Origin of the sequence: Kosmotoga olearia TBF 19.5.1 (genome assembly GCF_000023325.1) — a bacterium.
GTDB lineage: Bacteria > Thermotogota > Thermotogae > Petrotogales > Kosmotogaceae > Kosmotoga > Kosmotoga olearia.
In genome coordinates, this window is the sequence record NC_012785.1 from 85,701 (window position 1) to 109,892 (window position 24,192).

Genomic DNA, 24,192 nt, shown 5'->3' on the forward strand with positions numbered 1-24,192 from the left:
GTGGTTAAAACTCGGAAGTCATCCGATGTAGGGTTAAGATGGAAGAGGCATAATGGGAACAAACGTTAGTCTATGCTGCGTTGATATGCATGCAGTTTTGTCAAAGTAAAAAAGATAGCTGAGAATCATAGATAAAACCTAGGTAATTGCGCGTTAGTTGCACATCTATTGCACAGACGAATAGTAGAAACAAACATGTTTCAATACATCATCCCGATCAAATATAGTGGAATAACCTGTGAATAACCACTTTCTATGCCGTCTTTCAGTACAAAAGCATTTTTCTCGTTTTTTATCTGTTGAAGCGTTTTTCCGGGACCACCTATTTCGAATACGATCCGTTTTCCATTAAACCTTATGGAAAAATCGCCAACGTCTGGCACAGCAATTGAATAAGAAAAAAATTGGCTGGCAAAAAACGCTTCCCGTATTGTGCCAGTATTTGCTTCAAGACTCCAGATTGGCCTGCTTAGTGCATAATAAATATTTGGATTGCTCAAGAACACTTTTGCTCCGCTTCTGAGGAATTTGTGCCCTATTTTCTCCGGTGGAACACGGGTAATGAGCCGAACATGCTCCATTAAATCGAGGTAGTTGTACAGAGTGGGTTTTGTTATACCGAGAGCGTTGCACAATTTTTCAGCAGATATCTTAGGAACAGTACTCGTAGTCAGGAAGGCAATAAGCCGCTTTATCGTTGCGGCTCCTTCAGGCTTTATACCGCTGACGCCCATAATGTCATCGTAAATAACCTTATCCAGCGTATTAAGGACCTTGTTGTAATAATCCCCTTCGACAAAATATGGATATGCACCTTGCTGGAGATACTCAGAGAAAAACTTCAAAGGTTCATAATGCAATAAAGATGCTGAGATTTTCCTGTGATTTATCAGCAGCTCATCCAGTTTCACCGATTCGATACGGTCACCTGTTCTAATCTGAAGGTACTCTCTGAACGAGAGAATGTTCAGGTTGTAAATCACAGCTCTACGCGAAAGATCCGCTTTTCCTCTCAATATCTCCATTGTAGAACTGCCTGTGAAGATGATTTTCTTATTCGGGAAAGCATCGTAAAGCGCTTTCAGCTCTGAAGACCAACCAGGATATCTGTGTGCTTCATCTACAACCAAGAGCTTTCCTCCGTACTTAAAAAAAGTATCCCCGATATTGTACAACCCATCCTTCAAAACAAGGGGGTTATCCGCTGATATGTACAAATATTCAGAAGAACCCTTTGATTCGTTTGCTAACCATTGCAGCAATAATGTTGTTTTACCAATGCCCCTAAACCCTGTCAACCCTATCATTCTGGCATCCCAGTTAATAGTGGTATAAAGATACCGTCTAAACTCCGTTGGAACCGCTTTTAATAAACGATCCTGAATTTCAAAATATACATCTAAGGAAATCATCCGATCAACCCCTAATGTATAATGCATTTTACTATATTCTTGCTTATAGTATATCATACTTTACTACAATTATTATGATGTCAAGAAATTATGAAAAACACCCTTTTTAAATGTGTGATTTGTAGGCATTTTCGCGTTTTGGCCTTACGAAGTTGTCAGCTGATAGAGCAATGCGTGCATAGCTTAATAAACCCAAAAAGATAGCGCGGCCTGCTACGTTAGCGGGGAGCCAACAAAGCCAGCAAAAAATGTGGATCTTACCGGTTTTATACTACACTCTTTGATCCCTGAACATCTGATTATTGGCTTTTCAGAGAGCGTATAAACCGCCTTCGTTTTCCAATTTCATGATATAATATGCTTGGTGATAAAAATGAAGAAAAATCTATCAAAAAGATGTTTTTGGGACGTTGATATCGAGAGTCTTGATATTTCAAAATAGGGACAGACACCTTTTTTTTGGTGTCTGTCCCGTGTGCGTATAAAGTCAATAAGTTTCAGGTTTTTCCCAGGGAGGCCATAAGGAATTGACCCATTACCCACCTCAGGTGTCCATAATTCTCTTCTTCTGCAACTTCAGAAAAAAACGTGTCTAGAAAAGGCAAGTGCATTCGGTGGGAGATAAACCTACTTGGATAAAAACCGAAACCCCTTACTTGATGCGTAAGTAGCGGTTTGATTCTTATTTCTCCAAACGCTGGTTTTTGTATTGCCAAAATTCCAGAAAAATATGCAAATAAGAAAACAGAGACAAGAAAACAGGGACAGACTGAGGTAAAAAAATAGTAGGGTCAAGAGATGGCGCCTTAGGTTTAGGCAACACCTATCCGGTTTCTCCCCGTTTCCTTCGGGAGTGCCTCACTAGTATTGCCGTACCCAGGTTTCCATCTCCTGCCACATCAAACCGTACGTGCGGTTTTCCCGCATACGGCTTTCCTGTCTGCTTCGTGCCAAGAGTTATGTGACCTATCGGCCTGGAAGTGCTTTCGGGATGTAATATCGTGTTTCTTAATCGTTGTGTATTCCCGAGCCTTCCCGAATCAAAGATTTGTTATAGACTTTACACGCCACCGTTTTTTCTTACCACCTGCTATATTTTTATTTTTCTATGCAGATATCTGTATGACCTGCAAACAGGTCGTGATTTTATAATATTGACCTGTGCGGAGGTCATATGTTATAATTTCTTCGGTGATTATGATGAATGATGAAGAATTTTTCGAGGTTTTATTAAGGTGGAACCTCTGGGGTAATCAGCAACTAAATATAATTCCGAGGAGGGTGCTTTCACAGATAAAACCCTTTATGGATTACCACGGAGCGATTGTAATTCAGGGGCCCCGTAGAGCCGGGAAATCAACTTTGCTTTATCTTATAATTCAGAATCTGATGAAAGAAATTGCACCGGAGAGGTGTCTCTACATTAACTTCGAAGATTATACCCTATCATCTTTAGAACTCACCCCATCAACTATTCAACGTCTTCTAGAAGTATACGGAGAAAAGGTTTATAGTGGGGAAGATTTCTTTCTATTTCTTGATGAGGTACAAAACGTAAAGGACTGGCACAGGTGGGTAAGAACTTTTCTTGATACTCATCACAATAATACTGTTTTTATCTCCGGTTCTTCGTCGAAACTCCTGAGTTCTGAACTTGCTGGTTTGCTCACAGGCCGGCATGTTGTATTCGAAACCTTACCGTTTAGTTTCAGTGAGCTTGTCATAAATCAAGGGTATAGCACAGATAGCATATACATAAGAAAAAACAAGAATGCCATCAAAGGACTCCTTGCCGAATATATGAGGTTCGGTGGCTTCCCAGAAGTGGTACTCAGAAGACCTATAAACGAATCAAGAGCCAGGCGAATCCTCACTCAGTATGCAGAAGACATCCTGTTTAAGGATATTTCTACGCACTACAATGTGCTGAATATGAAGCTACTCAAGTTTGTTTCTTTATTTCTAGCTCAAAACAGTGGTTGTAAGCTATCAATTCGCGGGCTGCAAAAAGTTATAGAAGCTGAGTTTGGCGAGAAATCATCAACAACCACTATTGCCAATTATATTCAATATCTTGGAGAGGCTTATATGAGTTTTGAGGTACGTCATTTTGATTATTCTATAAAGAGAGCCATAAGAAGACCTTCTAAATATTACATGGTTGATACTGGCCTTCGTAACGCTATGTGTGGTTCGTTAACTCCGGATCGTGGAAAACTGCTTGAAAATGTTGTGTATCTCTACCTTAGGACAATATACGATGATGTTTTCTATTGGTCAGGTAAAAGAGAGATCGATTTTGTTTGCCGTGAGGGTAAAGAGATTGACCTGTATAATATCACATACGTATCTGATGTCAACGAAATATCTGTAAGGGAACTGGAAGGGTTCCTGGAGTTTCCTTCTGGCAAAGCAGTTCGAAAAAGATATTTGATTACATGGGACCTTCAAAGAACCATAACACACAAAAATATTACTATAGAAGCAATTCCTGCATATGTTTTACTTCTTCAAAAATCTGAGAATTGGTAAGCACACCGCGAGTGGGTATGACTGGCTATGCAAGTGATGAGAATTCCTTCGGAGTTGTTCCGAACCACGAGCGGTTGATTAGGAGAGATCCTGAATCAAGTTCAGGATGACGAATGTACAAAGCACGCTTCGCATGGGTGGACCCAGCTTCGCTAGTGGTAAGCCTGACTTCGTCAGGGGTGTGCACTCCTTCGGGTAGCGAAGCGACATGAACCGCAAGCGGTTGATATTGCTGAAATTAAAAGGCCATGGGTATGCCCAGCTGCGCTGGGGGTGAGCCCAGCTACGCTGGGGGTAAGGTGTGCCCGGCATGACATACAACTATAGGGTGAAAGTCCCGAATGCGGGGAGCGAGATAAGCATTAGCTGAGGGCAAGGGTGTCACTGGTAACGGTGAATCTGAAGGAAGCCTAAGGCAAAATCCGGAACTGAACGAAAGTGAACCAGCGTTGGCCGGTAGAGAGAGTAACCTTGCCTTACATGGGGAAGCCCGAGCTCCAACTCTACAGGTTGGGATGGCAGGATTCGGATGAAAGCTGTATGTCTTACCCGGGGAAGTCCTCACTCGTCCCAAAATGGGTAAGCCGGAACATGGGGAGACCCAAGGACTGGTGAAGCGGAGGAGGATGGCAGACGAACCCGTAGTAGTGTTGAACCTCTCTGAAAGGAGAAGGGACTATCGCCTTGAGCGATGGGGGTAACAGGAACCGAAAGGGCCTGTTACTTGCGAAGGGGGGAAGGATTGAGGAAATGGCACAAAGGAAAGCGAGTATAACAGGAGCCCGTAACGGAGGCTGAAATGCCGACGGTGGTCTGAAATGGCTGGGGCAGGCAAGTAATCCATTATAGGGTTGGGTATATTCCTCGAAAGGGGTAGAAAACCGATGCCTGTGTGGAAGAAGAAACCGATTCTGTTATATGCGACTTATTCTGAAGGCCATGCGGAGGTAGTATGATGGTATTCTACCACCGTCGGAGAATCCGATACTCAATCCATGAGCCGTGTACGTTGGCCCGTACGCACGGTTCTGTGAGAGGACGGGGGGGATCCCCCCTCCTACTCGATCCTGACTTCGTCAGGGGTGTGCACTCCTTCGGAGTGGGTAAAAACTGTCATTCTGAAAATCTTTAATCCAGAATCTTTTTTGAAGAATGAGATCCTGAATCAAGTCCAGGATGACGAGTCAATTCAGGCAATGATTGTGTCTATCCCTACTTTTAATAAGTAGTTATTCAGATATTTAAAGGGACCATAGAAAATTGACCCTTTACCCAAAACATGAGCAAAGAAAACCTACGCCACTATCGATTGCTCGCATTAAATAATAGCAGAGAGCCTTACACTAAATGCGTTTTCCATATGAAGTACTCAAGGGTGTAAAATCGTAATGGAATTAGGAGAGAAATGTGAAAAATCTATCGGAGGTAGATTAATTGGGGTGATGTTATGGAAGAAAATGTGAAGTTAGAGAAAAAAGGTCCAAGCCGTTTGCTGCTGATAGCTAGAATCTGGTCGGTAGTTGTTATAGCGATTGGCGTGTTTATATTCGCCGGTTATATCGCTAACTTTTTTACAACGGGGGTAACAGACCCTTATGCGGCTGAGAATTATCCGTTCATCGAAAACATCCCGCCATTTTTCAGCTTTATATGCATTATTGGGCTTGCATTAGCGTGGAAGTGGAAACTCATTGGAGGCTGGATTGCCATTATTTTCAGCGCCGCAAATTATGTTATTTTTTTCATCCATTGGCCTTTAACTGAAAATATAAACTTCCTCTATGCCCCTTACGGAATAAACACTCTCTTGCTTGTTCCGGGAATATTGTTTGTCCTTTACTGGCGGAAAGCCCATAAACTGCAAAATAATTTGTAAAGGGAGATTTGCCGCAAAATTCAGGGGCATTTTTCTTATGTCCAAAATGTTTATTCGACCAAATATTTTCGCTGTTTTAGGTAATTCCTGTATTCCTCCAAATTATCCATTCTTGTAATGGGAACATTGTTTTCTCCCAACAACTCTACAAGTTCTTTTTCATATCTTACTGCTGCACTTTTAAGGGGTTTAAGATTCAAAGGGTCAAATGCTCTCAGTGGTTCCAGCTTTGAAAACCTTTCTATGATGTTGCGGTCCCCTATTTTGTTAAGGCAGTATTTAACTTCATCTTGAAGCATTGCAGAAGCGCAAAAAGCGATCTCAGGCTGATTATTATCGCAAGCTGTCTCAATTTTCAGAAATGTCGATCGCAATTCTTCATAGAAATCCTTAAATACAGATTCAAAGGAATTTTTTGAACGAAATTTCTCCTTTTCTTTCTTCAACAATCCTGCGGTCCTATCGCACAATTTTTCAAGAGCTTCTAACATTTCTTTTTTTGATTTAGCGTTAATAGCCTGATATACCAATTTTTCAAGATCTTCAGGTTGAAGTGGTAATGAGAAGACCTGTTTGAAGTTTTTCCCCCAGCCGCTTTTCAAATATGTCTGATTGATGAGCGCAACGCTTTGTAAGATGTGGGTTAAAGCATGGAATACCTCTGTTCTCTGTTCTGAGATGTCTTTCGAATTTCTTAGATAATGCAGGATTCGATAAGTATCGTTGAATACCCGTTCAGCCTTATCCAACATGGCTTTTCGCTTTTTTGGCGTCTGATACGACCGGATAATATCCTGCAAAGATTCCAAGCGCTCTTTGTCTTCTTCAGAGCGAACATAGAGAAGTTTGCAATCGGCAATAACCGAGACAATATTCTCATTGAAATTCGCAATGCGTTCCGCTCGATCCCAGGAAATAGAAAAGAAGTCGATTCCGATTCCATCCAGAATGATGCAATCACTCAACTCAAAACCGCGTTCAGTAGCAGGGATAAAGAAAAGGTCGAAATCTGAATTATGATTTTGGGTTCCCTGGGCGTATGACCCGTAATAAGCGACGATTGATATATCGTCCGGATATTCCCTCTTTATGTGATCAACAAATAGCTCTGCCATTCTCATATAGTCCACCATTTAACCACCCCCATACTTCAAATATACACCACATTTATTTTTCAGCCCAATTGCAGATTTGGTGCATAAAGGTTCGGAAAAAAATAGGGACAGGAAAAAAATAGGGACAGACACCTTTTTCGGTGTCTGTCCCGTGTGTCTAGAAAGGCAAGTGAAAAAAATTCTTGCAGTTTTCCCGCATACGGCTTTCCTATTTGCTTTGTGCCAGAGATCGGGTGGCAATTTTATTTGACTACATACACGCTATATCATATATAGAAAAAGCGATACGGGTATTATTTTTATCTCGCCGGAAAGATCGAGGGTTTTCTTAGAAAGCAATATACCTTTTCCAAATACTCGTTTTATTGTTCTCAAGTCATCTGCATTGATTTTATTTTGGTATTTCAATTCAATAGGAATTCCATTAACGAGAAAATCTATCTCCTTTCCTTCCTTTGAATACCAGTAACCAACACCTAAAAAATCCGTGAGCCCATTTTCAAGATTTTTTCCATATCTGTACAACAAGTGAGTTCCAACAATGTTCTCAATAAGAGAGGCTTTATCATTGGTGATTCCAAGCTTTTGTCTGAGAGTATAAAGGAGAAAGACATCATAAAAGTAAACTTTCTTTTGTTTTCTTTCTCGTGGACTGAGGGTATCTTTGTCAAGGAATTTCAAAACCGCGCACATGAAATTGTAAGCCAAAGCATTAATATATTTTTGAAAGGTTTTTGTGTCGATTTCGACTTCAGAAGCTGCCGATTTCCAGGAAAATCTTTGAGATAATCTGCTCGAGGTAAAACCCAGAACATCCAAAAGTTTCGATCTTGATAACCCCTGTCTTTCTATATCTCCTAATAAAATATCCCACAATGTGTCATAGTGGTTTTCAAGGTCTCCTCCTCCGGATAATGCTGCTTCTATCACAGCCGGAATCCCCCCAGAATTCAAATATTGCTCAAACAATATCTCGGTATCTTTGCTTATAAGTCTGAGCTCGTATTCATCATCTTTTCCCAGGGAAATTATTTCGTTGACATCGTATTTTGGGGATTTCTTCCTTTCTATATTCTCAAAGAATTCAGAGAACATCATCGGCAAAAGTAAAACATCTGACTTTACATTTCCCTTTCTTCCAGGTAATCTTTCTGAAGTCCTTTTAATGTCCCAGGCTGAAGATCCTGTTAGTACAAAGAAATCATCTGCGAAGTCAGTGTTATCTCTCAATTCCTTTATTGCTTTTTGCCAATCTTCTACCATGCTGATTTCGTCCAGAAATATGTATCTCTTCTTTTCAGATTTTGAGAATTTGAGAAAATCAAGGAGGATGTCTCTGAGAACTTTAAAATCTTTTACCGTATCAAGGGGTATATAGAGAATCGATCTTCTTTCTCCTTTTTCTATTAGCTTGCTTATTGCGATCTTTAAAAGGGTTGACTTTCCAATTTGCCGGGGTCCCCTGAGGATGTAAAGACCGTTGCTTTCAAAGTCAAAGAAACCACTGTAATTTCTTTTAAATGATGCCTGCACATAGTTTTTTAAGATTTTGTTCTTTATTTCACTGGCATTTTTTGATAAATCCCACCATGGATTGTAAATACTTAAAAGAGAGAGATCCATATATATCACCACCAACTTGTTTATAAGGGTTTGGAATTACTTGGACTCATACTCCACAAATTTCCGGAAATTTGTGGATTGGCACTCCTCTATAATACCATAATGCATACAATTTAATCCAGAACCAAGTTTAAAAATTAGAGACAGACTCGTGTGTCCAGAAAAGGCAAGTGCATTCGGTGGGGGACAAACCCACCAGGGCAAAAGCCAGAACTTTGTAGTTTGGTCTGCGTCCATTTTCTTTTTCGAGTGGATTTTTTGTGAGGCAACTCGTGAGCTTGACTAAAAATGTAAATTTTGGTATGATATGTGAAAAGTATTTATGGAGGCAAGCGGATGTTAAAGCTAAGAGAAAGATCAGTTTGCAGTAAAAATTCCATATTTGCTTATTATTGGTGGTTTAGGGGATTGCCCTCTTCAGGGGTTCCCCCAATACCACTTGCTACATAATTGGGGAACTCATAAGGTAGAAGAAGAGGGCATCTGAAAAAGATGCCCTCTTTTTTTATATAACTTTACAGGGGGTGTTTGTATGAAAAGGTTTATTACCGTCGTGGTCATCCTTCTTTCAATTGTCGGTTTTGGTGTTGTCAAGATAGGTGTTACTCAGATTGTCGATCATCCAGCACTCGACGCAGTTGTAAAGGGTATGATAAGTTTTCTGGAAGAATCGGGTTTTGAAGTTGGCAAGGACATTGTATTGGATAGGCAAAGTGCTCAGGGAAGTGTGCAGAATGCGGTTGCAATAGCCAAGAAGTTTGCTTCCGAGGACATCGATATTGTTGTTGCCGTGACAACCCCCTCGGCTCAAGCATGTGCGCAGGCTATAACTGACAGGCCGGTTGTCTTTTCAGCGGTAACCGATCCTGTTGGAGCAGGATTGATCAAACAATTTGGTAAGAATGAAGGGAACATCGTTGGAATCTCTGATATGGTACCAGTTGCAACGCATTTGAAGCTCATAAGAATGGTGTTTCCCGAGGCTAAGAAGGTAGGGGTGATCTACAATCCGGGAGAAGCCAATTCTGTGACTCTGACAGAGATTGCAAAATCAGCTGCCCCAAGTCTTGGTTTTACCATTGTCGATATTCCCGGTACAACCCCAAATGAAATGATAACAGCCCTTAACAGTATTGGACCAAGCGTTGATGTTATTTACGTTGGAACAGATAATACCGTAGCATCCTCAATTCAAGCAATTGGATCCGCTGCTATCAAGCTTAAAAAGCCGATAGTTGCTGCGGACATTTCCATAGCAAGAGGAGGAGGAATCATAGGATTTGGATTTAACTATTTTCAGGTAGGAATTGAAACCGGGCGTATAGTTTTGGCTTTGCTGAAAGGAGCAAAGCCGAGCGAGATTGAATCAAGGATTCTCGGGCCTGATTCTTTGGAGTTGTTTGTGAATTTGGATCTTGCGAAAGCACTTGGAGTGGAGATACCAAAAGAACTTGTGGAGAGAGCCGATATAGTTGTTGAAAATGGTGTTGAGAGGTGACAAATGTGATCTCGATTTTTGAGCAGGGGTTGCTCTTATCTATAGCCGCCATGGGTGTTTACATATCTTTTCGCATTGTTGATCTTCCTGATTTGACACCGGACGGATCCTATGTACTTGGGGGAGCCGTCGCAGTGGCACTCCTTCGTTCCGGTCATTGGTGGGTCCACTCTCTGATTCTCGCCGTTATCGCATCTGCTCTGGCAGGTGTGGTAACGGCCTTCATAACCACAAGGTTTCGTGTTAATTCTTTGCTTGCCTCAATAATGGTTATGACTGGACTCTATTCAGTCAATATTAGAGTGATGAAGGCACCGAATCTTCCGATTCCAAGGATTGACACTGGAGCAGTCATGAATTACGAGCAGATGGCAGGAAAAACTCCTTTGGACGATCTTCTGGGTAGCACTGTTGCTTCTTATCAGGGTTCAGGTGCGAAAGCGATTTCAATACCTTTCAACGGTATTTCTGACGGAAGAGATCTATTCATTATAACTCTCTTTGCGGTAGGAGCTCTGCTGCTCATGTGGGTTTTCTTGAAAACCGAGTTTGGAATCATGTTCAGGGGTTATGGGCGAAATCGGTTTGCTGTTAAGACACTCGGTATGAACCCTAATCTTTTTGCTTATGTCGGGTTAGCCCTGGGGAACGCATTCGCTGGTCTTTCAGGAGGTCTTTTCTCAATGTACAGTGGTTTTGCAGATGTCAATATGGGTCTTGGTATCGTTGTCATATGTCTTGCTTCCGTAATTCTTGGGGAGATACTTCTCGGTAAATTTGGCTGGATGTACGGAATGTTATGCCCACTTTTTGGAGCATTAGCGTATCAGCTCCTTCTCACTGTCGCGATGAAGTACGGCTATAAGGTGGGTTTTAAACCAACTGATATGAAGCTCCTGACAGCCGTATTTGTGGTTGTTGTCATCGCATTGAGACGCTTTAAGAAAAGTGAGGTGACAACATGATAAGTGTGAAAAACGTTGAGGTTGTATACAATAGGGGAACGTTGGATGAAAAAACAGCGCTTAAAGGTGTGTCAATGAAAATCCTTCCAGGTGAGTTTGTAATCATAGTGGGATCAAACGGAGCGGGCAAGTCAACCCTTCTGAAGGTGATTACAGGGGAGATCAAACCACTGCGTGGGAGTTGCGAGATTATGGGTTCACCTGTTAGAGCTAATCAAATATTCAGAAAAGCGAGTATTGTGTGCCAGGATCCGAATACCGGTGTGTTTCCGAATCTGACAATAGAGGAGAATCTCATACTAGCCAGAAGAAAAGGATCGAGAGGCTTAACATTTGGTCGAATTGACAAAAAGAGCATCGAACTTCTCAAATCCACGAAGTTGGGCTTAGAAAGTGATCTCAAGAGAAAAGCTTCGAAGCTTTCAGGTGGACAGAAGCAAGCGCTTGCCCTTGTGATGGCGGTTTCATCTGATCCTGAACTTCTACTCCTGGACGAACACACAGCGGCACTCGATCCCAGGAGCACGGAAACCATAATGGAGCTAACAGAGAGAATAAACAAAGAACTCGGCACTACTGTAGTTATGATAACTCACGACATGGCAATAGCCGAAAACTATGGCGAGCGTGTAATAGTGATGGAAGATGGTAAAGTATCTGCTATTATTGATAAAACAACAAGAAAGGTTGCTGCGTCAGAACTCAAGGCAATGATAGGAACGGCCGCACTGCTTGCAGCAGATTGATTGGGGATACAAAAAAGTGTGAGCTGCTTCGCAGTTGGCATGCGCCTGCGGCGGAAAGAGCTGGACTACGTCCAGGACGCTTGCAGAGGCAGTCAACTGGTGGAGCGACGCTTGCGAGGCTGAGGCTTGCGGACGCTGTCAGTTAATAAAGCGACACGAACCGCAAGCGGTTGACACGAACTCCTTCTGAGTTGTTCCGAACCACTTCGTGGTTGTCTCGAACCGCTTCGCAGTTGGCATGCGCCTGCGGCGGAAAGAGCTGGACTACGTCCAGGACGCTTGCAGAGGCAGTCAACTGGTGGAGCGACGCTCACGAGGTTGAGGCTTGCGGACGCTGAATAAAAGACGAGAATCCGAGAGGGCCGCTGTGCGGCTGGTGAGCACGCTGCGCGTGGGTAAGCCCTGCTACGCTGGGGGTAAGCCCAGCTGCGCCATTAGTAAACCTCGAAAAACAGGTACAGTCCACTGAGGTACAGTCCCTGTTTTTCGAGCTGTGAGCACTCCTTTGGAGTGGGCGAAAACTGCTTCGCAGTGGAAGTGCTGACGACCGAGGCTCACGACGTTGTCAGTTGATGGAGCGACGCTCACGAGGTTGAGGCTTGCGACGCTGTCAGTTAATAAAGCGACACGAACCGCATGCGGTTGACACGAACTCCTTCGGAGTTGTTCCGAACCACTTCGTGGTTGTCTCGAACCGCTTCGCAGTTGGCATGCGCCTGCGGCGGAAAGAGCTGGACTACGTCCAGGACGCTTGCAGAGGCAGTCAACTGGTGGAGCGACGCTCACGAGGTTGAGGCTTGCGGACGCTGAATAAAGGACGAGAATCCGAGAATCCGAGAGGGTCGCTGTGCGGCTGGTGAGCACGCTGCGCGTGGGTAAGCTCTGCTACGCTGGGGGTAAGCCCAGCTGCGCCATTAGTAAACCTCGAAAAACAGGTACAGTCCACTGAGGTACAGTCCCTGTTTTTCGAGCTGTGAGCACTCCTTTGGAGTGGGCGTAAACTGCTTCGCAGTGGAAGTGCTGACGACCGAGGCTCACGACGTTGTCAGTTGATGGAGCGACGCTCACGAGGTTGAGGCTTGCAGACGCTGTCAGTTAATAAAGCGACACGAACCGCAAGCGGTTGACACGAACTCCTTCGGAGTTGTCCCGAACCACTTCGTGGTTGTCTCGAACCGCTTCGCAGTTGGCATGCGCCTGCGGCGGAAAGAGCTGGACTACGTCCAGGACGCTTGCAGAGGCAGTCAACTGGTGGAGCGACGCTTGCGAGGCTGAGGCTTGCAGACGCTGAATAAAAGACGAGAATCCGAGAGGGCGAGAATCCGAGAGGGCCGCTGTGCGGCTGGTGAGCACGCTGCGCGTGGGTAAGCACTGCTACGCTTTAGGTACGAATCCCTTCGGGATTGTAACGAACTCCTTCGGAGTTGTTCCGAACCACTACGTGGTTGTCTCGAACCGCAAGCGGTTGACACGAACTCCTGGTAAGAATCGAGATCCGAGAGTCCGAGAAAAAACAAGACGCTTGCAGAGGCTGTCAGCTGGTGGAGCGACGTTCGAAGACTGAGGCTTGCGACGCAGTCAGCTGATGGTGCGATGTTCGAAGACAGTAGAATAAAAAGCGGGATTGGATGTTGGATACTGGATCTTAGATGAAGAGCGGGTTTTGGATCCGGTGTTTAGGGTAGAGGATAAAATGGAGGTAAAAATGATGAAACTTAAGGAAATCAGGATTAAAAGGGGAATGACTCAGGAAGAACTTGCTGAAAAAGCGAAGATAAGCCGTGCCACCCTTTCAAAGATTGAGAACGGCAAGGTAAAACTAACTGATTTTTTTCTTGCAGATACAATAGCAGCAATTCTTGGAGTTCCTGTTGAAGTTCTTGTCCCGGAATTCCTTGAAAAGCGTCATTCACCACTTTTTAGAAAGGAAGATGCCAAATTATGAATCTGCTGGTTTATTCGAGATTGCAATTTTCATTGACCCAGAAGGAACTGGGGAGGTTAATCGGAAAGGATAGTAAGTATATATCTGCTGTGGAGCGTGAGAGAATAAAACCTCCCTTTTATGTTTCTGACAATATAGCTTATGTTCTAAAAATGCCGGTAGAGGTGCTGTTCCCGAATTACGTGAGGAGATCGCGCCTTCCAAACTGGAAAGAATTAATGTATTTAAGATCCCTTGGTTATAATATAGAGGTTTATCGGGAATTGGTAAGCACGCTAACGCAGGGATAAGCATGGCGAGGCCCACAAAAATAGTGACAAGCACGTGTGTCCAGAAAAGGCAAGTGCATTCAGTGAGGGATATGTGTTACGGGGATTTTCACGCTTATAGATGTAACAGTGAAAAACGAAATCGTGATGGTGACATACATCAACCAGTTAAGAGATAGGTTCAAAAAATAGGGGCGGTTAATACCGCTCTTTTTCTTTGTCCATAAAGTCTCTGTAAAGTTCCATAGCTTTTAAGGTAATTTCACCGGGAGCCTTGAATTCTCTGTCGTCTATTCTTCGCACTGGCATCACCATGGAAACGGTACTTACCAGGAAGACTTCATCAGCACTAAGGAATTCCTCCAGATATACTCTTCTTTCCACCACTTCTATTCCACTTTCTTTGAGGAGTTTGATGACCTTGCTTCTGGTAATTCCGGGAAGTATGTTATCTATTTCAGGGGTTATCACAGTACAATTTTTTACCAGGAAGTAGTTTGAGCTGCCTCCTTCGGTTATATACTTTCCTTTTGAATTCTCTCTGTACATGAGTGCTTCATAACCTCCACGTTCATAGGCAAAGTTCTTTGCCATCACGTTTGGAAGGAGGTTTATGGTCTTATGCTCACAGAGTTTGTGGCGTAGATCCGGAAAGCTGAAGACCGCGGCACCCCTTTTCCAGTTTTCAGGATTGATCTCACGCAGGGGAATAGCGAGCATGAAAAATGTGGTTTGTGTGCTTCTCGGTGGGTATCTATGCTCACGGTTTGTATCAACACCACGGGTCAGTTCTATGTACAGCTCGCCATCATTTATACGGTTAAGAGAGATCAATTCGTGGGCTCTGTTTTTTATTTCATCAAGTGAATAGGGAAAGGGAATGCCAAAAAAGGACGCACTGCTTTTCATTCGCAATAGATGGTCTTCGAAGAAAAAGATATGCCCATCTTTTACTCTGAGGACTTCGAAGAGCCCATCGCCAAAGGTCAGGCCTCTGTTTTCAAGAGTTATTAGCTTTTCGTTTTTTTCAACAAATTTTCCATTCAAAAATGCTTTCATTGATTCTGACCACTTCCTTTCTGATTAAACCAGCCTGCTCTTTCCATAGCCCTCCTGGCAGCTACCGCGCTTTTCCCGTCCCCCCTGGCTACATTTACCGAAACACTTTCCCCAACGGTTTCAGAAATTTTTGCGACCTGCTCATGAGTAAAACCCGGACAAAGGATTATTGCGTTTCCTCCTCTGTCTGCAAAGTCTTTGCATATATCCAGAATCTTCGAAAATTCGCTGTGTTTTACGAGTACGACCTCAAGTTCCGCAAGTTCCGTTTTAACTAAAGCCTTATCTTTCTCTGGATTTGCATCTGGAGCACCTGAAAGAAACAGGCTTTTAAAAGGCATAAAAATTCCTCCTTCGGTGATACGCTATATAGTTTATACCTATGGCCGCCAGGAATTCAACTTTCAACTTTTTATTCTCTTATCCCTGGGTCTAAGGTAATGTCTGTGTCTATTTTTGATCGTTTTTCTGTCTTGTCGCTTTTCCCCATATTGAAGGTTGTTCCCAGGGCTAGGACTGTGGCAAGTTCCATAGGAAGTTTATACTTCGCCAGTTTTTCTACCGTTATTTTTACCGGATAGCTGATCCTTACAAATTCGTGTTTCAAAGAACCCTTGTTCACATTAACAATCAAATAGCAGGCCCTGGGGTCTCCATCTTTCGGGCGACCGACACTGCCAGCGTTGAAAATAAGCTTGCCGTTTATCCAGCGTACCATGGGCAAGTGGGTATGTCCGTTGACTATTACATCGGCTGATATTCCCTCCGTTATCTCCTTGAGTCGTTCCACAGGAGTATCTGGTTTTATGTACTCCAATAGATTATCCAGAGGACTTCCGTGCACCAGGAGGAATCGGACCTCTTCAGCCTCAAAATTCAGCTTATGCGGTAACGATTTAAGAAACTCCTTCGATTCCTGGGAAGTGTTGGCGATGGACCAGTTTAAGGTGATGTTGCCTACTTCCGTTTCGCGACCAGGGTTGTAGGCACAACCGCAGCTTTTCTTTTCGTGTGCAATAGCGTCATCATAGTTCCCCATCACTGTGGAGATACCCAGAACCTTGATCTTTTGAACAACCTTCTCCGGATCAGGTCCATATCCCACAAGGTCTCCCAGGCAATATATCCGATCTACTTCCCGCCTTTTGATGTCTTCGAGCACCGCTTCCAGTGCTTCAAGATTTCCGTGTATATCAGAAATGAATGCAAGCTTCATGTTGACCTCCTTCAGTATCAGTGCCCTTCGATTATTTCAATGTTTTCATTATAACTAAGAAATTATCTGATTCTACCGCCAGTAAACCACTATAAGTATAAAATAAATGCTGTAAACATATGCATTTTCATCCAGAAGAAAGACAAAAATAGGGACAAAAAAAGAGTCTGTCCCTATTTTTTATATTTTTTAAGCTTGTCCCTATTTTTTAAGCTCGGGATGACGAAAGAAATATTGTGGCAGATTCTTATCCAGAAGAGATGAAAACACCAAATTTCCACCATGCTATAATACGGTCGTGGTGAGAATATGTTAGCGGTTATAAGGTGCGCTTTTGCTTATCCAACTTTTATTAGCTTTGTATACACGCATAACATTAGACGAAACGTGTTTATGTGATTTGAAAGATGTTTATAACCACAAGAATTTATAGTGGCTAATAGGAGGGGTCACAATGAAAAAGAAGTTCAATCGTGTGTACCAATTTAAGATTACGCTAAAGGGTATTAAGCCACCAATATGGCGACGAATACAGGTTCCAGAGACCTATACATTTTGGGATTTGCATGTTGCCATTCAAGACGCCATGGGATGGTTAGATTATCATCTACATGAATTCGAAATAATAAACCCTTCAACTGGGCTAAAGGTGAATATAGGGATTCCAGATGAGGATTTTGGTCGTGATGTTCTTCCGGGTTGGAAACAAAAAATAGCTGATTATTTTTCAATGGAAAATCCAAAAGCAAATTACACCTATGATTTTGGCGATAATTGGGAACATAAGATAGAGCTGGAAAAGATTCTTCCTCGGGAAAAAGGGGTTACTTATCCAGTATGTATCAAAGGGAAAAGAGCATGTCCACCTGAAGATTGTGGAGGTGTCTGGGGATACGAAGAACTGCTGGAAGCTATAAAAGACCCCGCTCATGAGAGGCACGAAGAATTGTTGGAGTGGCTTGGTGAGGACTTTGACCCGGAGCATTTTGATGTAAATGAGGTCAGTTTTGACGATCCCAACAAACGTCTAAAAAACATTTTTTGATGGAAGGCTCACAATGCTTAACGCGACATATACATTACGCTTTGCTTTAGATATACATCATTTTTTCCCTCTTGTACACCGCCTCCGGAATTTGGCAAAGCTACCTGCTATTCATTAGAATAAAACCGGGAGGTGGTTATGGTGAGAAAACTGACTTTCCTTCTGATATTTGTCATTTTCTCGTCAATCTCCATCTGCCAGATTCCTTCTTTAAGCAACATACCACAGCTTTTCAAAGGAAAATATCCCATCCCAAGCTGGATAAAGCCCGGGCTTGTTACGGTTTATGAAATGGAAGGCGGGACGAGAACGCTACCGACGGGACAAGAAAGCAGTGCATTCTATGGAAAGGGATATGCAGTCTTTATCGTTACGCAGGTTGAAAACAACCTGATCTATGGATTGACGCTCTTCGCGTACGATTACCCCGGGATTATGGTTACTCCACCGAACCCCATGATACTGTACGGATCTATCTACGTCGATCCGAGAGATATTCAGGAAATACTTTCTCAAAGGGAAGAATACGAAAGACAGGGCATTATCGTCAAGGGTGGACAATATGGTGAAGGCATCAGATGGGTTAACATCACCTACAAAAGTACGTCATACACGATCTTTATTTCTGAAGATGGAAAAGCTCAAAAGTTCTTATTCTCGGAAAAACAGGAAAATGGTAGTTCTGTTATAAATATGCAACTTATGGGTCTTTTCTACACAAACTGTCCTGAGATCGAAGATTTTCCAGAGGCTGCACGTGAAAATCACTCATATGAAATATACAGCTATGATCCATTCTACACAGGGCTTACCACTCCCGCCGGAAGGGAAACCATAGAATTTCAAAACATTCAAAAGCCGATCGCCAGCTACAGATTATCTTACTACACTGCGGACATGATGGTTCCGATCTCACAGACGATAAACGGTTTGCCATTGCTTGGACCGCACTACATCCATCCAGAGCTTTTGAATAAAGACACCATCCTTGAAATACCTGAGATAAATCTCAGCTGGGTAAACGAGGGCGAAGATGGAGAGATCGACTCGATCATATACTTCAATGGCCAAGAATCTTTGAGAATAAACTGTGATCAAAGGGGACTCGTCACCAGGATGCAATATCCATTTTCTGGATTTATTATTATCACACAACTGGAAAGGTAAAGGAATATCATACCCTTCACTTTTCTCCAATCCATAATTCCATATTCAAAGATAAGCGATGTTGTAAGAAATTGGAAATACATTCAGTAATTCAGTAAAATAATGACAGGCACTTTTTTCCACGTACATACTTTTGACTCATATAGCTTATCATCGATAAAAAAACTGGACAATAACAGTGATAGCCATTAATGTTTTGAAAGGGGGAGGGGAAAGATGCCTAAATTCATAGATTTGACGAGAATTATAGAAGATGGAATGGCCGTATATCCCGGTGATGACGAGACGATTCTGCGGCAGTCAAGACAGCTCGACAAAGACGGTTACAACAATCACAGGCTTGAAATAAGTATGCACAGTGGTACACATATCGATGGCCCCATGCACATGACAAATTGCGAAAAACTCATTCTGGATTTCCCGTTAGAAACCTTGATCGGTGAAGGTGTTGTACTGGATGTCAGAGATCAAGAGGTAATAGAACTTAAAGAAGAATACAAGTCAGCTATAAAGGAAGGAAGCATCCTTCTTCTCTATACGGGACGCGACAAAATATTCGGCACAAAAGAATATTTCTTAAATAACCCTGTTGTTTCAAAGGAATTCGCAGAATTTCTCGTGGAAAGAAGGATCAAAATATTGGGGCTTGACTCATCCTCTCCAGACAGGTATCCTTTCGAAATTCACAAAATACTGTTTGCGGGTGGCGTACTCATTGCTGAAAACCTCACGAATCTCGACAAACTGCTTTGCGTAGATACTTTTGAAGTGATAGCCCTTCCACTCAGAATAAAGGCCGATTCCTCTATCGCCAGAGTGATTGCCCGTGTGATGGGGTAGGATAAAAACGCGACAGACTCTTCTGTAGGATATTTATGAGGAAACCCCGGATTTTCGCGGGCTGGTAGTTATTAGATATGGAGGATTTTTATGTCAAAGGTAATGATGATGTAGAATGGTAAATGAGGTGTTGGAGAACCAAGGCTTTTTATTTTAATACCTGCTACGGAGGGGAAAATATGGATTATGAGGCTTTGTTTAAGGTCACTTATGGCATGTACGTGATTACTTCGAAGACGAATGAGAAGAAAAACGGGCAGATTGCTAATGTTGTGTTCCAGGTTGTAGCTGAACCGCCAACAATAGCGATCTGCATAAATAAACAGAACTTAACCCATGACTTCATCCAAGAAAGCAGAGTATTTGGAGTGTCAGTTCTATCCCAGGATACCCCATTAAAACTAATAGGACACTTTGGATTTAGGTCCGGAAGAGAGTTAGACAAGTTCAAAGAAATAAATCACAAAATAGGGGTAACCGGTGTCCCGTTGTTGGAAGACTACTGCATAGCGAACTTAGAAGCGAAAGTGGTAAACGTAGTTGATGTTGGAACCCATGTGCTTTATATTGGAGAAATCGTTAATGCGGAAGTTGTCGATGAAAAAGAACCCATGACATATGCCTATTATCATGAAATTAAGGGAGGAAGATCCCCGAAGACTGCTCCGACATATGCAGACGGAGGCTCACAACGTTGAGGCTTGCGGAGGCTGGCATTTGATAATACGACGCTTGCAGAGGCTATCAGCTGGTAGAGCGACGTTCGAAGACTGAGGCTTGCGGACGCTGATGAAATCCGAGAACCGAGAATCGAGAACCGGTAAGCACGCTAGCGCGTGGGTAAGCCCTGCTACGCTGCGAAGTGCTGGACTACGTCCAGGACGCTTGCAGAGGCTGTCAGCTGGTGGAGCGACGCTCACGAGGTTGAGGCTTGCGACGCTGTCAGTTAATAAAGCGACACGAACCGCAAGCGGTTGACACGAACTCCTTCGGAGTTGTTCCGAACCACTTCGTGGTTGTCTCGAACCGAAAGCGGTTGAAAAAACTGTCATTCCGGAAATCTTCTATCCAGAATCTGGGTTTGTTTTATGAATAAGATCCTGAATCAAGTTCAGGATGACAAACCAGATTTAAGACCATTGACAAAACCCAATTTAATTGGTAAAATCCCAAAAATAACACTTTTTGGAGGACATATTGAATGTTGAATGATTCGTTGAGATCTCAAAAACATTTGAATATAGTAAATGTATTAAACATTCGTAGACGTCCAAAGCGCCGGTGGGTGATTTCGAGCGCTTAGCTTTTTGTTGCTTGAACGCCCACACGGCCATATCGTTTTGATATGGCCGTTTTTTTTTTATACATTCTAAGTCTTCAACATAAACAACCTAAAAATATTGGAGGTGTTGCATATGAAAAAAGAAAAAGTTATTCTTGCGTACAGTGGCGGACTGGATACTTCTGTAATCCTGAAATGGCTTTCAGAGAAAGGCTTCGAAGTCATTGCTTTTGTTGCAAACGTGGGGCAAAGGGACGATTTCGACGCAATCAAGGAAAAAGCCCTGAAAACCGGTGCTAAAAAAGTGTATGTTGAAGACTTACGAAAAGAATTTGTCACAGATTTTATCTTTCCAGCTTTGATGGGAAATGCAATTTATGAAGGAAGATACCTCCTTGGAACTTCTCTTGCCAGACCTTTAATAGCCAAGAAACAGGTCGAAATCGCCGAAAAAGAAGGCGCGCAATACGTCGCCCACGGGGCCACCGGCAAGGGGAACGATCAGGTTAGGTTTGAGCTCAATTACGCTGCATTGAATCCACATTTGAAAATAATATCTCCCTGGAAGGATCCGGAGTTTCTTGAAAAATTCAAAGGCAGAACAGACCTGATAAATTACGCAAAAGAAATGGGAATACCTATAACGGTGAGTGAGGAAAAGCCTTACAGTGAAGATGAAAATCTGATGCACATATCACATGAGGCAGGAAAGCTTGAAGATCCAATGTACATACCGGAAGAACATATCTTCAATTGGACAGTCTCTCCAAAGGACGCTCCGGATGAGGAAACGCTTCTTGAGATACTCTTCAAAAATGGAATACCTACAAAGGTAGTCAATCTCGATGATGGAACTGAAAAAACAGATCCATTGGAACTTTTTGAGTATCTGAACGAAGTAGGTGCCAAAAACGGAGTTGGAAGGGTTGACATGATAGAAAACAGGTTCATAGGGATAAAATCCCGAGGCGTGTATGAAACACCGGGTGCAACTATCCTCTGGATCGCTCATAGAGATCTTGAAGGTATAGCCATGGATAAAGAAGTGCTTCATCTCAGAGATATGTTGACTCCAAAATTTTCCGAGTTGATTTACAACGGGTTCTGGTTCTCTCCAGAGATAGACTTCCTGTTGTCCGCATTTAAAAAAGCCCAGGAAGCGGTGGACGGAAAAGTTGTCGTTTCAATATACAAAGGAAACGTGACACCGGTTTCAAGATATTCCCCCACTTCCCTTTACGACCAGGCGCTTTCAAGTATGGATGTTGAAGGCGGGTTCAATGCAATTGATTCTAAAGGCTTTATAAACATACACGCTCTCAGGCTTAAAGCTCATAATCTTGTTTTAAAAGGAAAAGACCCCTTCGCCTGGAGAAAGGAGATTGGAAATGTCTATAAAACTCTGGGAAAAGGGATATGAAGTTGATCCCATAATAGAAGCATTTACAATTGGAAACGACTACAAAACGGACATGAGGCTAATAAAATACGATATAAAAGCCTCTATGGCCCATGCAGAAATGCTTTGCAAAATGGGATACCTATCTCGGAAAGAACTTAAAGAGATTAAAAAAGCCCTTGAAGAGCTTCTGGCTCTTGTCAACAACGGAAAGTTCGTAATAAAACCCGAAGATGAAGATTGCCATACGGCCATAGAAAATTTTTTGACACAAAAAATAGGAGAAGCGGGAAAGAAAATACACACTGCAAGATCAAGAAACGATCAGGTTTTAACTGCTCTAAGACTCTTTTACAAAGACGAACTCGAAAACATCGTGCAACTCATAAAACTGCTTCAAAAAGCAATTGAGGATTTTTCAACGAAGTATGGTCATGTTCAATTTGCAGGTTTTACACACACCCGAAAGGCAATGCCAACGGACTTTAAAACGTGGAGCGAGGCATTATACGATTCCCTCGAAGATGACTTGAAACTCCTAAAAACAGCCTATGAAATAATAGACCAATCGCCTCTCGGCACAGGTGCTGGTTATGGTATCCCGATCGAGATAGACAGGGAATACACTGCAAATGAACTTGCTTTCTCCAGAATCCAGAAAAATCCTATTTATTCACAAAACAGCAGGGGAAAGTTTGATTATTTGATCCTTCATGTGCTTTCTCAGATAAGTTACGACCTTAACAGAGTTTCAAGCGATATCATATTCTTCTCACTTCCTGAAGTGGGATATATGGATCTCCCAAAAGAGCTCTGCACTGGAAGTTCAATAATGCCACAGAAATTGAACCCGGATCCTCTCGAGCTCGTTAGAGGGTATCACAACAGGATCGTATCGAGAATGATGGAAAGCGTCATTACATCCTCAAATTTGATATCCGGATATCACAGAGATTTCCAGCTTTTAAAAGAAAGTGTCATAGAGTGCTTCGATGTTGCGAAGACTCTTTTAAAGGTAATGAAAATCGTATTCGAAAGGCTGAGCGTCAACAAGGAAAATTGCGAAAAAAGCATAACGGAAGAGGTCCTTGCGACTCAAAAGGTTTATGAAATGGTTAAAAAAGGTACCCCGTTTAGGGACGCTTACAGAAAAATAGCCCAAAGTTACGGAGGCGAGAAGAAATGATAAGGGTTGGAATAATAGGTGCAACTGGCTACACAGGATTGGAACTCGTGAGAATACTCACCAATCACCCTGATGTTAAAATAACCTTTCTTTCTTCCAGGAGTTTTGCGGGGAAAAAATTGAATGACGTTTATCCCTTCTCGCTAAAAAATGAAACCCTCGAAGAGATAGACCCTGAAAAAATCTCGAAAAATTGTGATGTTGTATTCACGGCACTTCCAGCCGGTGTTTCCTATGAAATTGCCAGAAAATTGAAAGATGTTCGAATAATCGACCTTGGAGCTGATTTTAGATTCGATGACCCTGCCGTTTACGAGGAATGGTATTCTAAAAAGCTACCTGATTATGATCCTACTGAAAGGGTTTACGGCTTAACAGAGCTGTACAGGGAAAAGATAAAGAATGCCAGATTCGTTGGAAATCCAGGCTGTTATCCTACGAGTGTTTTGCTTGCAACGGCTCCACTATTGAAGAACGGTTCACTGGATGAAGAAACAATCATTGTGGATTCAAAATCCGGGGTTTCAGGTGCCGGAAAAAAGGAATCGATAGATTACTCATTTTCTGAACTTAGCGGGAGTCTGAAGGCGTATAACGTGTCAAAGCACAGGCATGTCCCGGAAATGGAGCAGGAAATGTCTAAACTTTGCGGTAAAAGACTAAAACTTGTCTTCACTCCACACCTCGTCCCGATGGTTAGAGGAATCCTTTCGACGATATATGTGAAAACGGATCTATCTTTAGATGAGGTTTATGAATTATACCGGGAATACTATGGAAAAGAGAAATTCATCCACGTCCTTCAACCAGGCGTTTATCCTTCAACAAAATGGACTTACGGTTCAAATCACGCTTTCATATCTATGGCAAAAGACGATAGAACCGACACGCTCATCCTGATAAGTGTGATAGACAACCTCGTAAAAGGAGCGTCCGGACAGGCTGTTCAAAACATGAACGTCATGTTTTCCTTAGCCGAAGATGCAGGGCTTTCTTTCAATCCAATTTATCCATAAA

General features: G+C 42.7%; 20 protein-coding genes. 14 read left to right on the forward strand and 6 right to left on the reverse strand.

Annotated features, from left to right (window positions below):
* Positions 1-200: 200 nt before the first annotated feature.
* Positions 201-1,412 (reverse strand): ATP-binding protein, encoded by a 1,212-nt coding sequence (locus tag KOLE_RS00390; protein WP_012744589.1) that lies wholly within the window; start codon positions 1,410-1,412, stop codon positions 201-203.
* 1,197 nt (positions 1,413-2,609) lie between these two features.
* Between KOLE_RS00390 and KOLE_RS00395 the strand changes: the two genes are divergently transcribed.
* Both KOLE_RS00395 and KOLE_RS00400 read left to right on the forward strand, forming a co-directional pair.
* On the forward strand, positions 2,610-3,944 hold the full coding sequence (locus tag KOLE_RS00395) for an ATP-binding protein (protein WP_012744590.1): 1,335 nt from the start codon (positions 2,610-2,612) through the stop codon (positions 3,942-3,944).
* Between the two features lie 1,447 nt (positions 3,945-5,391).
* A complete protein-coding gene (locus tag KOLE_RS00400; protein WP_041288598.1) occupies positions 5,392-5,820 on the forward strand; it encodes a DUF7670 domain-containing protein in 429 nt (142 codons plus the stop codon).
* A gap of 50 nt (positions 5,821-5,870) precedes the next feature.
* On the opposite strand, the gene KOLE_RS00405 is transcribed toward KOLE_RS00400, so the two are convergent.
* Together KOLE_RS00405 and KOLE_RS00410 are read right to left on the reverse strand one after the other, a co-directional pair.
* Entirely contained in the window at positions 5,871-6,953 is a 1,083-nt protein-coding gene (locus KOLE_RS00405) for a hypothetical protein (protein WP_012744594.1), read from the reverse strand.
* A gap of 243 nt (positions 6,954-7,196) precedes the next feature.
* The gene (locus tag KOLE_RS00410; RefSeq protein ID WP_012744595.1) at positions 7,197-8,558 is read right to left on the reverse strand and encodes an ATP-binding protein; all 1,362 of its coding nucleotides are present in this window, start codon (positions 8,556-8,558) and stop codon (positions 7,197-7,199) included.
* 532 nt (positions 8,559-9,090) lie between these two features.
* Here KOLE_RS00410 and KOLE_RS00415 point away from each other — a divergent pair.
* The 5 genes from KOLE_RS00415 (at position 9,091) to KOLE_RS00435 (ending at position 14,002) form a co-directional block, all read left to right on the forward strand.
* Positions 9,091-10,056, forward strand: a complete 966-nt coding sequence (locus tag KOLE_RS00415; RefSeq protein WP_012744596.1) for an ABC transporter substrate-binding protein — start codon at positions 9,091-9,093, stop codon at positions 10,054-10,056.
* 5 nt (positions 10,057-10,061) lie between these two features.
* A complete protein-coding gene (locus tag KOLE_RS00420) occupies positions 10,062-11,021 on the forward strand; it encodes an ABC transporter permease (protein WP_012744597.1) in 960 nt (319 codons plus the stop codon).
* Complete coding sequence (locus tag KOLE_RS00425) at positions 11,018-11,767, forward strand: ATP-binding cassette domain-containing protein (RefSeq protein ID WP_012744598.1); 750 nt, start codon at positions 11,018-11,020, stop codon at positions 11,765-11,767. The genes KOLE_RS00420 and KOLE_RS00425 overlap by 4 nt, the downstream gene beginning before the upstream one ends.
* A gap of 1,705 nt (positions 11,768-13,472) precedes the next feature.
* The gene (locus tag KOLE_RS00430) at positions 13,473-13,712 is read left to right on the forward strand and encodes a helix-turn-helix domain-containing protein (RefSeq protein ID WP_012744599.1); all 240 of its coding nucleotides are present in this window, start codon (positions 13,473-13,475) and stop codon (positions 13,710-13,712) included.
* Positions 13,709-14,002: a helix-turn-helix domain-containing protein gene (locus tag KOLE_RS00435; protein WP_012744600.1), complete on the forward strand. Its 294-nt coding sequence runs from the start codon at positions 13,709-13,711 to the stop codon at positions 14,000-14,002. The genes KOLE_RS00430 and KOLE_RS00435 overlap by 4 nt, the downstream gene beginning before the upstream one ends.
* Before the next feature lie 177 nt (positions 14,003-14,179).
* Here the strand turns inward: KOLE_RS00435 and KOLE_RS00440 are convergent, their stop codons facing one another.
* The 3 genes from KOLE_RS00440 to KOLE_RS00450 all read right to left on the reverse strand — a co-directional run bounded on the left by KOLE_RS00440 (position 14,180) and on the right by KOLE_RS00450 (position 16,256).
* Entirely contained in the window at positions 14,180-15,040 is an 861-nt protein-coding gene (locus KOLE_RS00440) for an aminotransferase class IV (protein ID WP_012744601.1), read from the reverse strand.
* Positions 15,037-15,381, reverse strand: a complete 345-nt coding sequence (locus KOLE_RS00445) for a DUF6506 family protein (protein WP_012744602.1) — start codon at positions 15,379-15,381, stop codon at positions 15,037-15,039. The genes KOLE_RS00440 and KOLE_RS00445 overlap by 4 nt, the downstream gene beginning before the upstream one ends.
* A gap of 71 nt (positions 15,382-15,452) precedes the next feature.
* A complete protein-coding gene (locus KOLE_RS00450) occupies positions 15,453-16,256 on the reverse strand; it encodes a metallophosphoesterase family protein (RefSeq protein ID WP_012744603.1) in 804 nt (267 codons plus the stop codon).
* A gap of 454 nt (positions 16,257-16,710) precedes the next feature.
* On the opposite strand from KOLE_RS00450, the gene KOLE_RS00455 reads away from it, so the two are divergent.
* From KOLE_RS00455 to argC, 7 genes are all read left to right on the forward strand, one after another.
* Positions 16,711-17,301: a plasmid pRiA4b ORF-3 family protein gene (locus KOLE_RS00455; RefSeq protein ID WP_012744604.1), complete on the forward strand. Its 591-nt coding sequence runs from the start codon at positions 16,711-16,713 to the stop codon at positions 17,299-17,301.
* A gap of 138 nt (positions 17,302-17,439) precedes the next feature.
* Entirely contained in the window at positions 17,440-18,468 is a 1,029-nt protein-coding gene (locus KOLE_RS10975) for a hypothetical protein (protein ID WP_012744605.1), read from the forward strand.
* 216 nt (positions 18,469-18,684) lie between these two features.
* Entirely contained in the window at positions 18,685-19,308 is a 624-nt protein-coding gene (locus KOLE_RS00465; RefSeq protein ID WP_012744606.1) for a cyclase family protein, read from the forward strand.
* A gap of 179 nt (positions 19,309-19,487) precedes the next feature.
* A complete protein-coding gene (locus KOLE_RS00470; protein ID WP_012744607.1) occupies positions 19,488-20,006 on the forward strand; it encodes a flavin reductase family protein in 519 nt (172 codons plus the stop codon).
* Positions 20,007-20,723: 717 nt separating this feature from the next.
* Positions 20,724-22,010, forward strand: coding sequence for an argininosuccinate synthase (locus KOLE_RS00475; protein ID WP_012744608.1), 1,287 nt, complete (start codon positions 20,724-20,726; stop codon positions 22,008-22,010).
* Positions 21,979-23,175, forward strand: coding sequence for an argininosuccinate lyase (gene argH, locus KOLE_RS00480; RefSeq protein ID WP_012744609.1), 1,197 nt, complete (start codon positions 21,979-21,981; stop codon positions 23,173-23,175). Before KOLE_RS00475 ends, argH begins: the two co-directional genes overlap by 32 nt.
* Positions 23,172-24,191, forward strand: a complete 1,020-nt coding sequence (gene argC / locus KOLE_RS00485; protein ID WP_012744610.1) for an N-acetyl-gamma-glutamyl-phosphate reductase — start codon at positions 23,172-23,174, stop codon at positions 24,189-24,191. Before argH ends, argC begins: the two co-directional genes overlap by 4 nt.
* Position 24,192 lies beyond the last annotated feature (1 nt).

Coding starts and splice junctions, on each gene's coding strand:
- KOLE_RS00390 (WP_012744589.1), bottom strand. CDS start 1,412: ATGATTTCCTTAGATGTATATTTTGAAATTCAGGATCGTTTATTAAAA.
- KOLE_RS00395 (WP_012744590.1), top strand. CDS start 2,610: ATGATGAATGATGAAGAATTTTTCGAGGTTTTATTAAGGTGGAACCTC.
- KOLE_RS00400 (WP_041288598.1), top strand. CDS start 5,392: ATGGAAGAAAATGTGAAGTTAGAGAAAAAAGGTCCAAGCCGTTTGCTG.
- KOLE_RS00405 (WP_012744594.1), bottom strand. CDS start 6,953: ATGGTGGACTATATGAGAATGGCAGAGCTATTTGTTGATCACATAAAG.
- KOLE_RS00410 (WP_012744595.1), bottom strand. CDS start 8,558: ATGGATCTCTCTCTTTTAAGTATTTACAATCCATGGTGGGATTTATCA.
- KOLE_RS00415 (WP_012744596.1), top strand. CDS start 9,091: ATGAAAAGGTTTATTACCGTCGTGGTCATCCTTCTTTCAATTGTCGGT.
- KOLE_RS00425 (WP_012744598.1), top strand. CDS start 11,018: ATGATAAGTGTGAAAAACGTTGAGGTTGTATACAATAGGGGAACGTTG.
- KOLE_RS00430 (WP_012744599.1), top strand. CDS start 13,473: ATGATGAAACTTAAGGAAATCAGGATTAAAAGGGGAATGACTCAGGAA.
- KOLE_RS00435 (WP_012744600.1), top strand. CDS start 13,709: ATGAATCTGCTGGTTTATTCGAGATTGCAATTTTCATTGACCCAGAAG.
- KOLE_RS00440 (WP_012744601.1), bottom strand. CDS start 15,040: ATGAAAGCATTTTTGAATGGAAAATTTGTTGAAAAAAACGAAAAGCTA.
- KOLE_RS00445 (WP_012744602.1), bottom strand. CDS start 15,381: ATGCCTTTTAAAAGCCTGTTTCTTTCAGGTGCTCCAGATGCAAATCCA.
- KOLE_RS00450 (WP_012744603.1), bottom strand. CDS start 16,256: ATGAAGCTTGCATTCATTTCTGATATACACGGAAATCTTGAAGCACTG.
- KOLE_RS00455 (WP_012744604.1), top strand. CDS start 16,711: ATGAAAAAGAAGTTCAATCGTGTGTACCAATTTAAGATTACGCTAAAG.
- KOLE_RS10975 (WP_012744605.1), top strand. CDS start 17,440: ATGGTGAGAAAACTGACTTTCCTTCTGATATTTGTCATTTTCTCGTCA.
- KOLE_RS00465 (WP_012744606.1), top strand. CDS start 18,685: ATGCCTAAATTCATAGATTTGACGAGAATTATAGAAGATGGAATGGCC.
- KOLE_RS00470 (WP_012744607.1), top strand. CDS start 19,488: ATGGATTATGAGGCTTTGTTTAAGGTCACTTATGGCATGTACGTGATT.
- KOLE_RS00475 (WP_012744608.1), top strand. CDS start 20,724: ATGAAAAAAGAAAAAGTTATTCTTGCGTACAGTGGCGGACTGGATACT.
- argH (WP_012744609.1), top strand. CDS start 21,979: ATGTCTATAAAACTCTGGGAAAAGGGATATGAAGTTGATCCCATAATA.
- argC (WP_012744610.1), top strand. CDS start 23,172: ATGATAAGGGTTGGAATAATAGGTGCAACTGGCTACACAGGATTGGAA.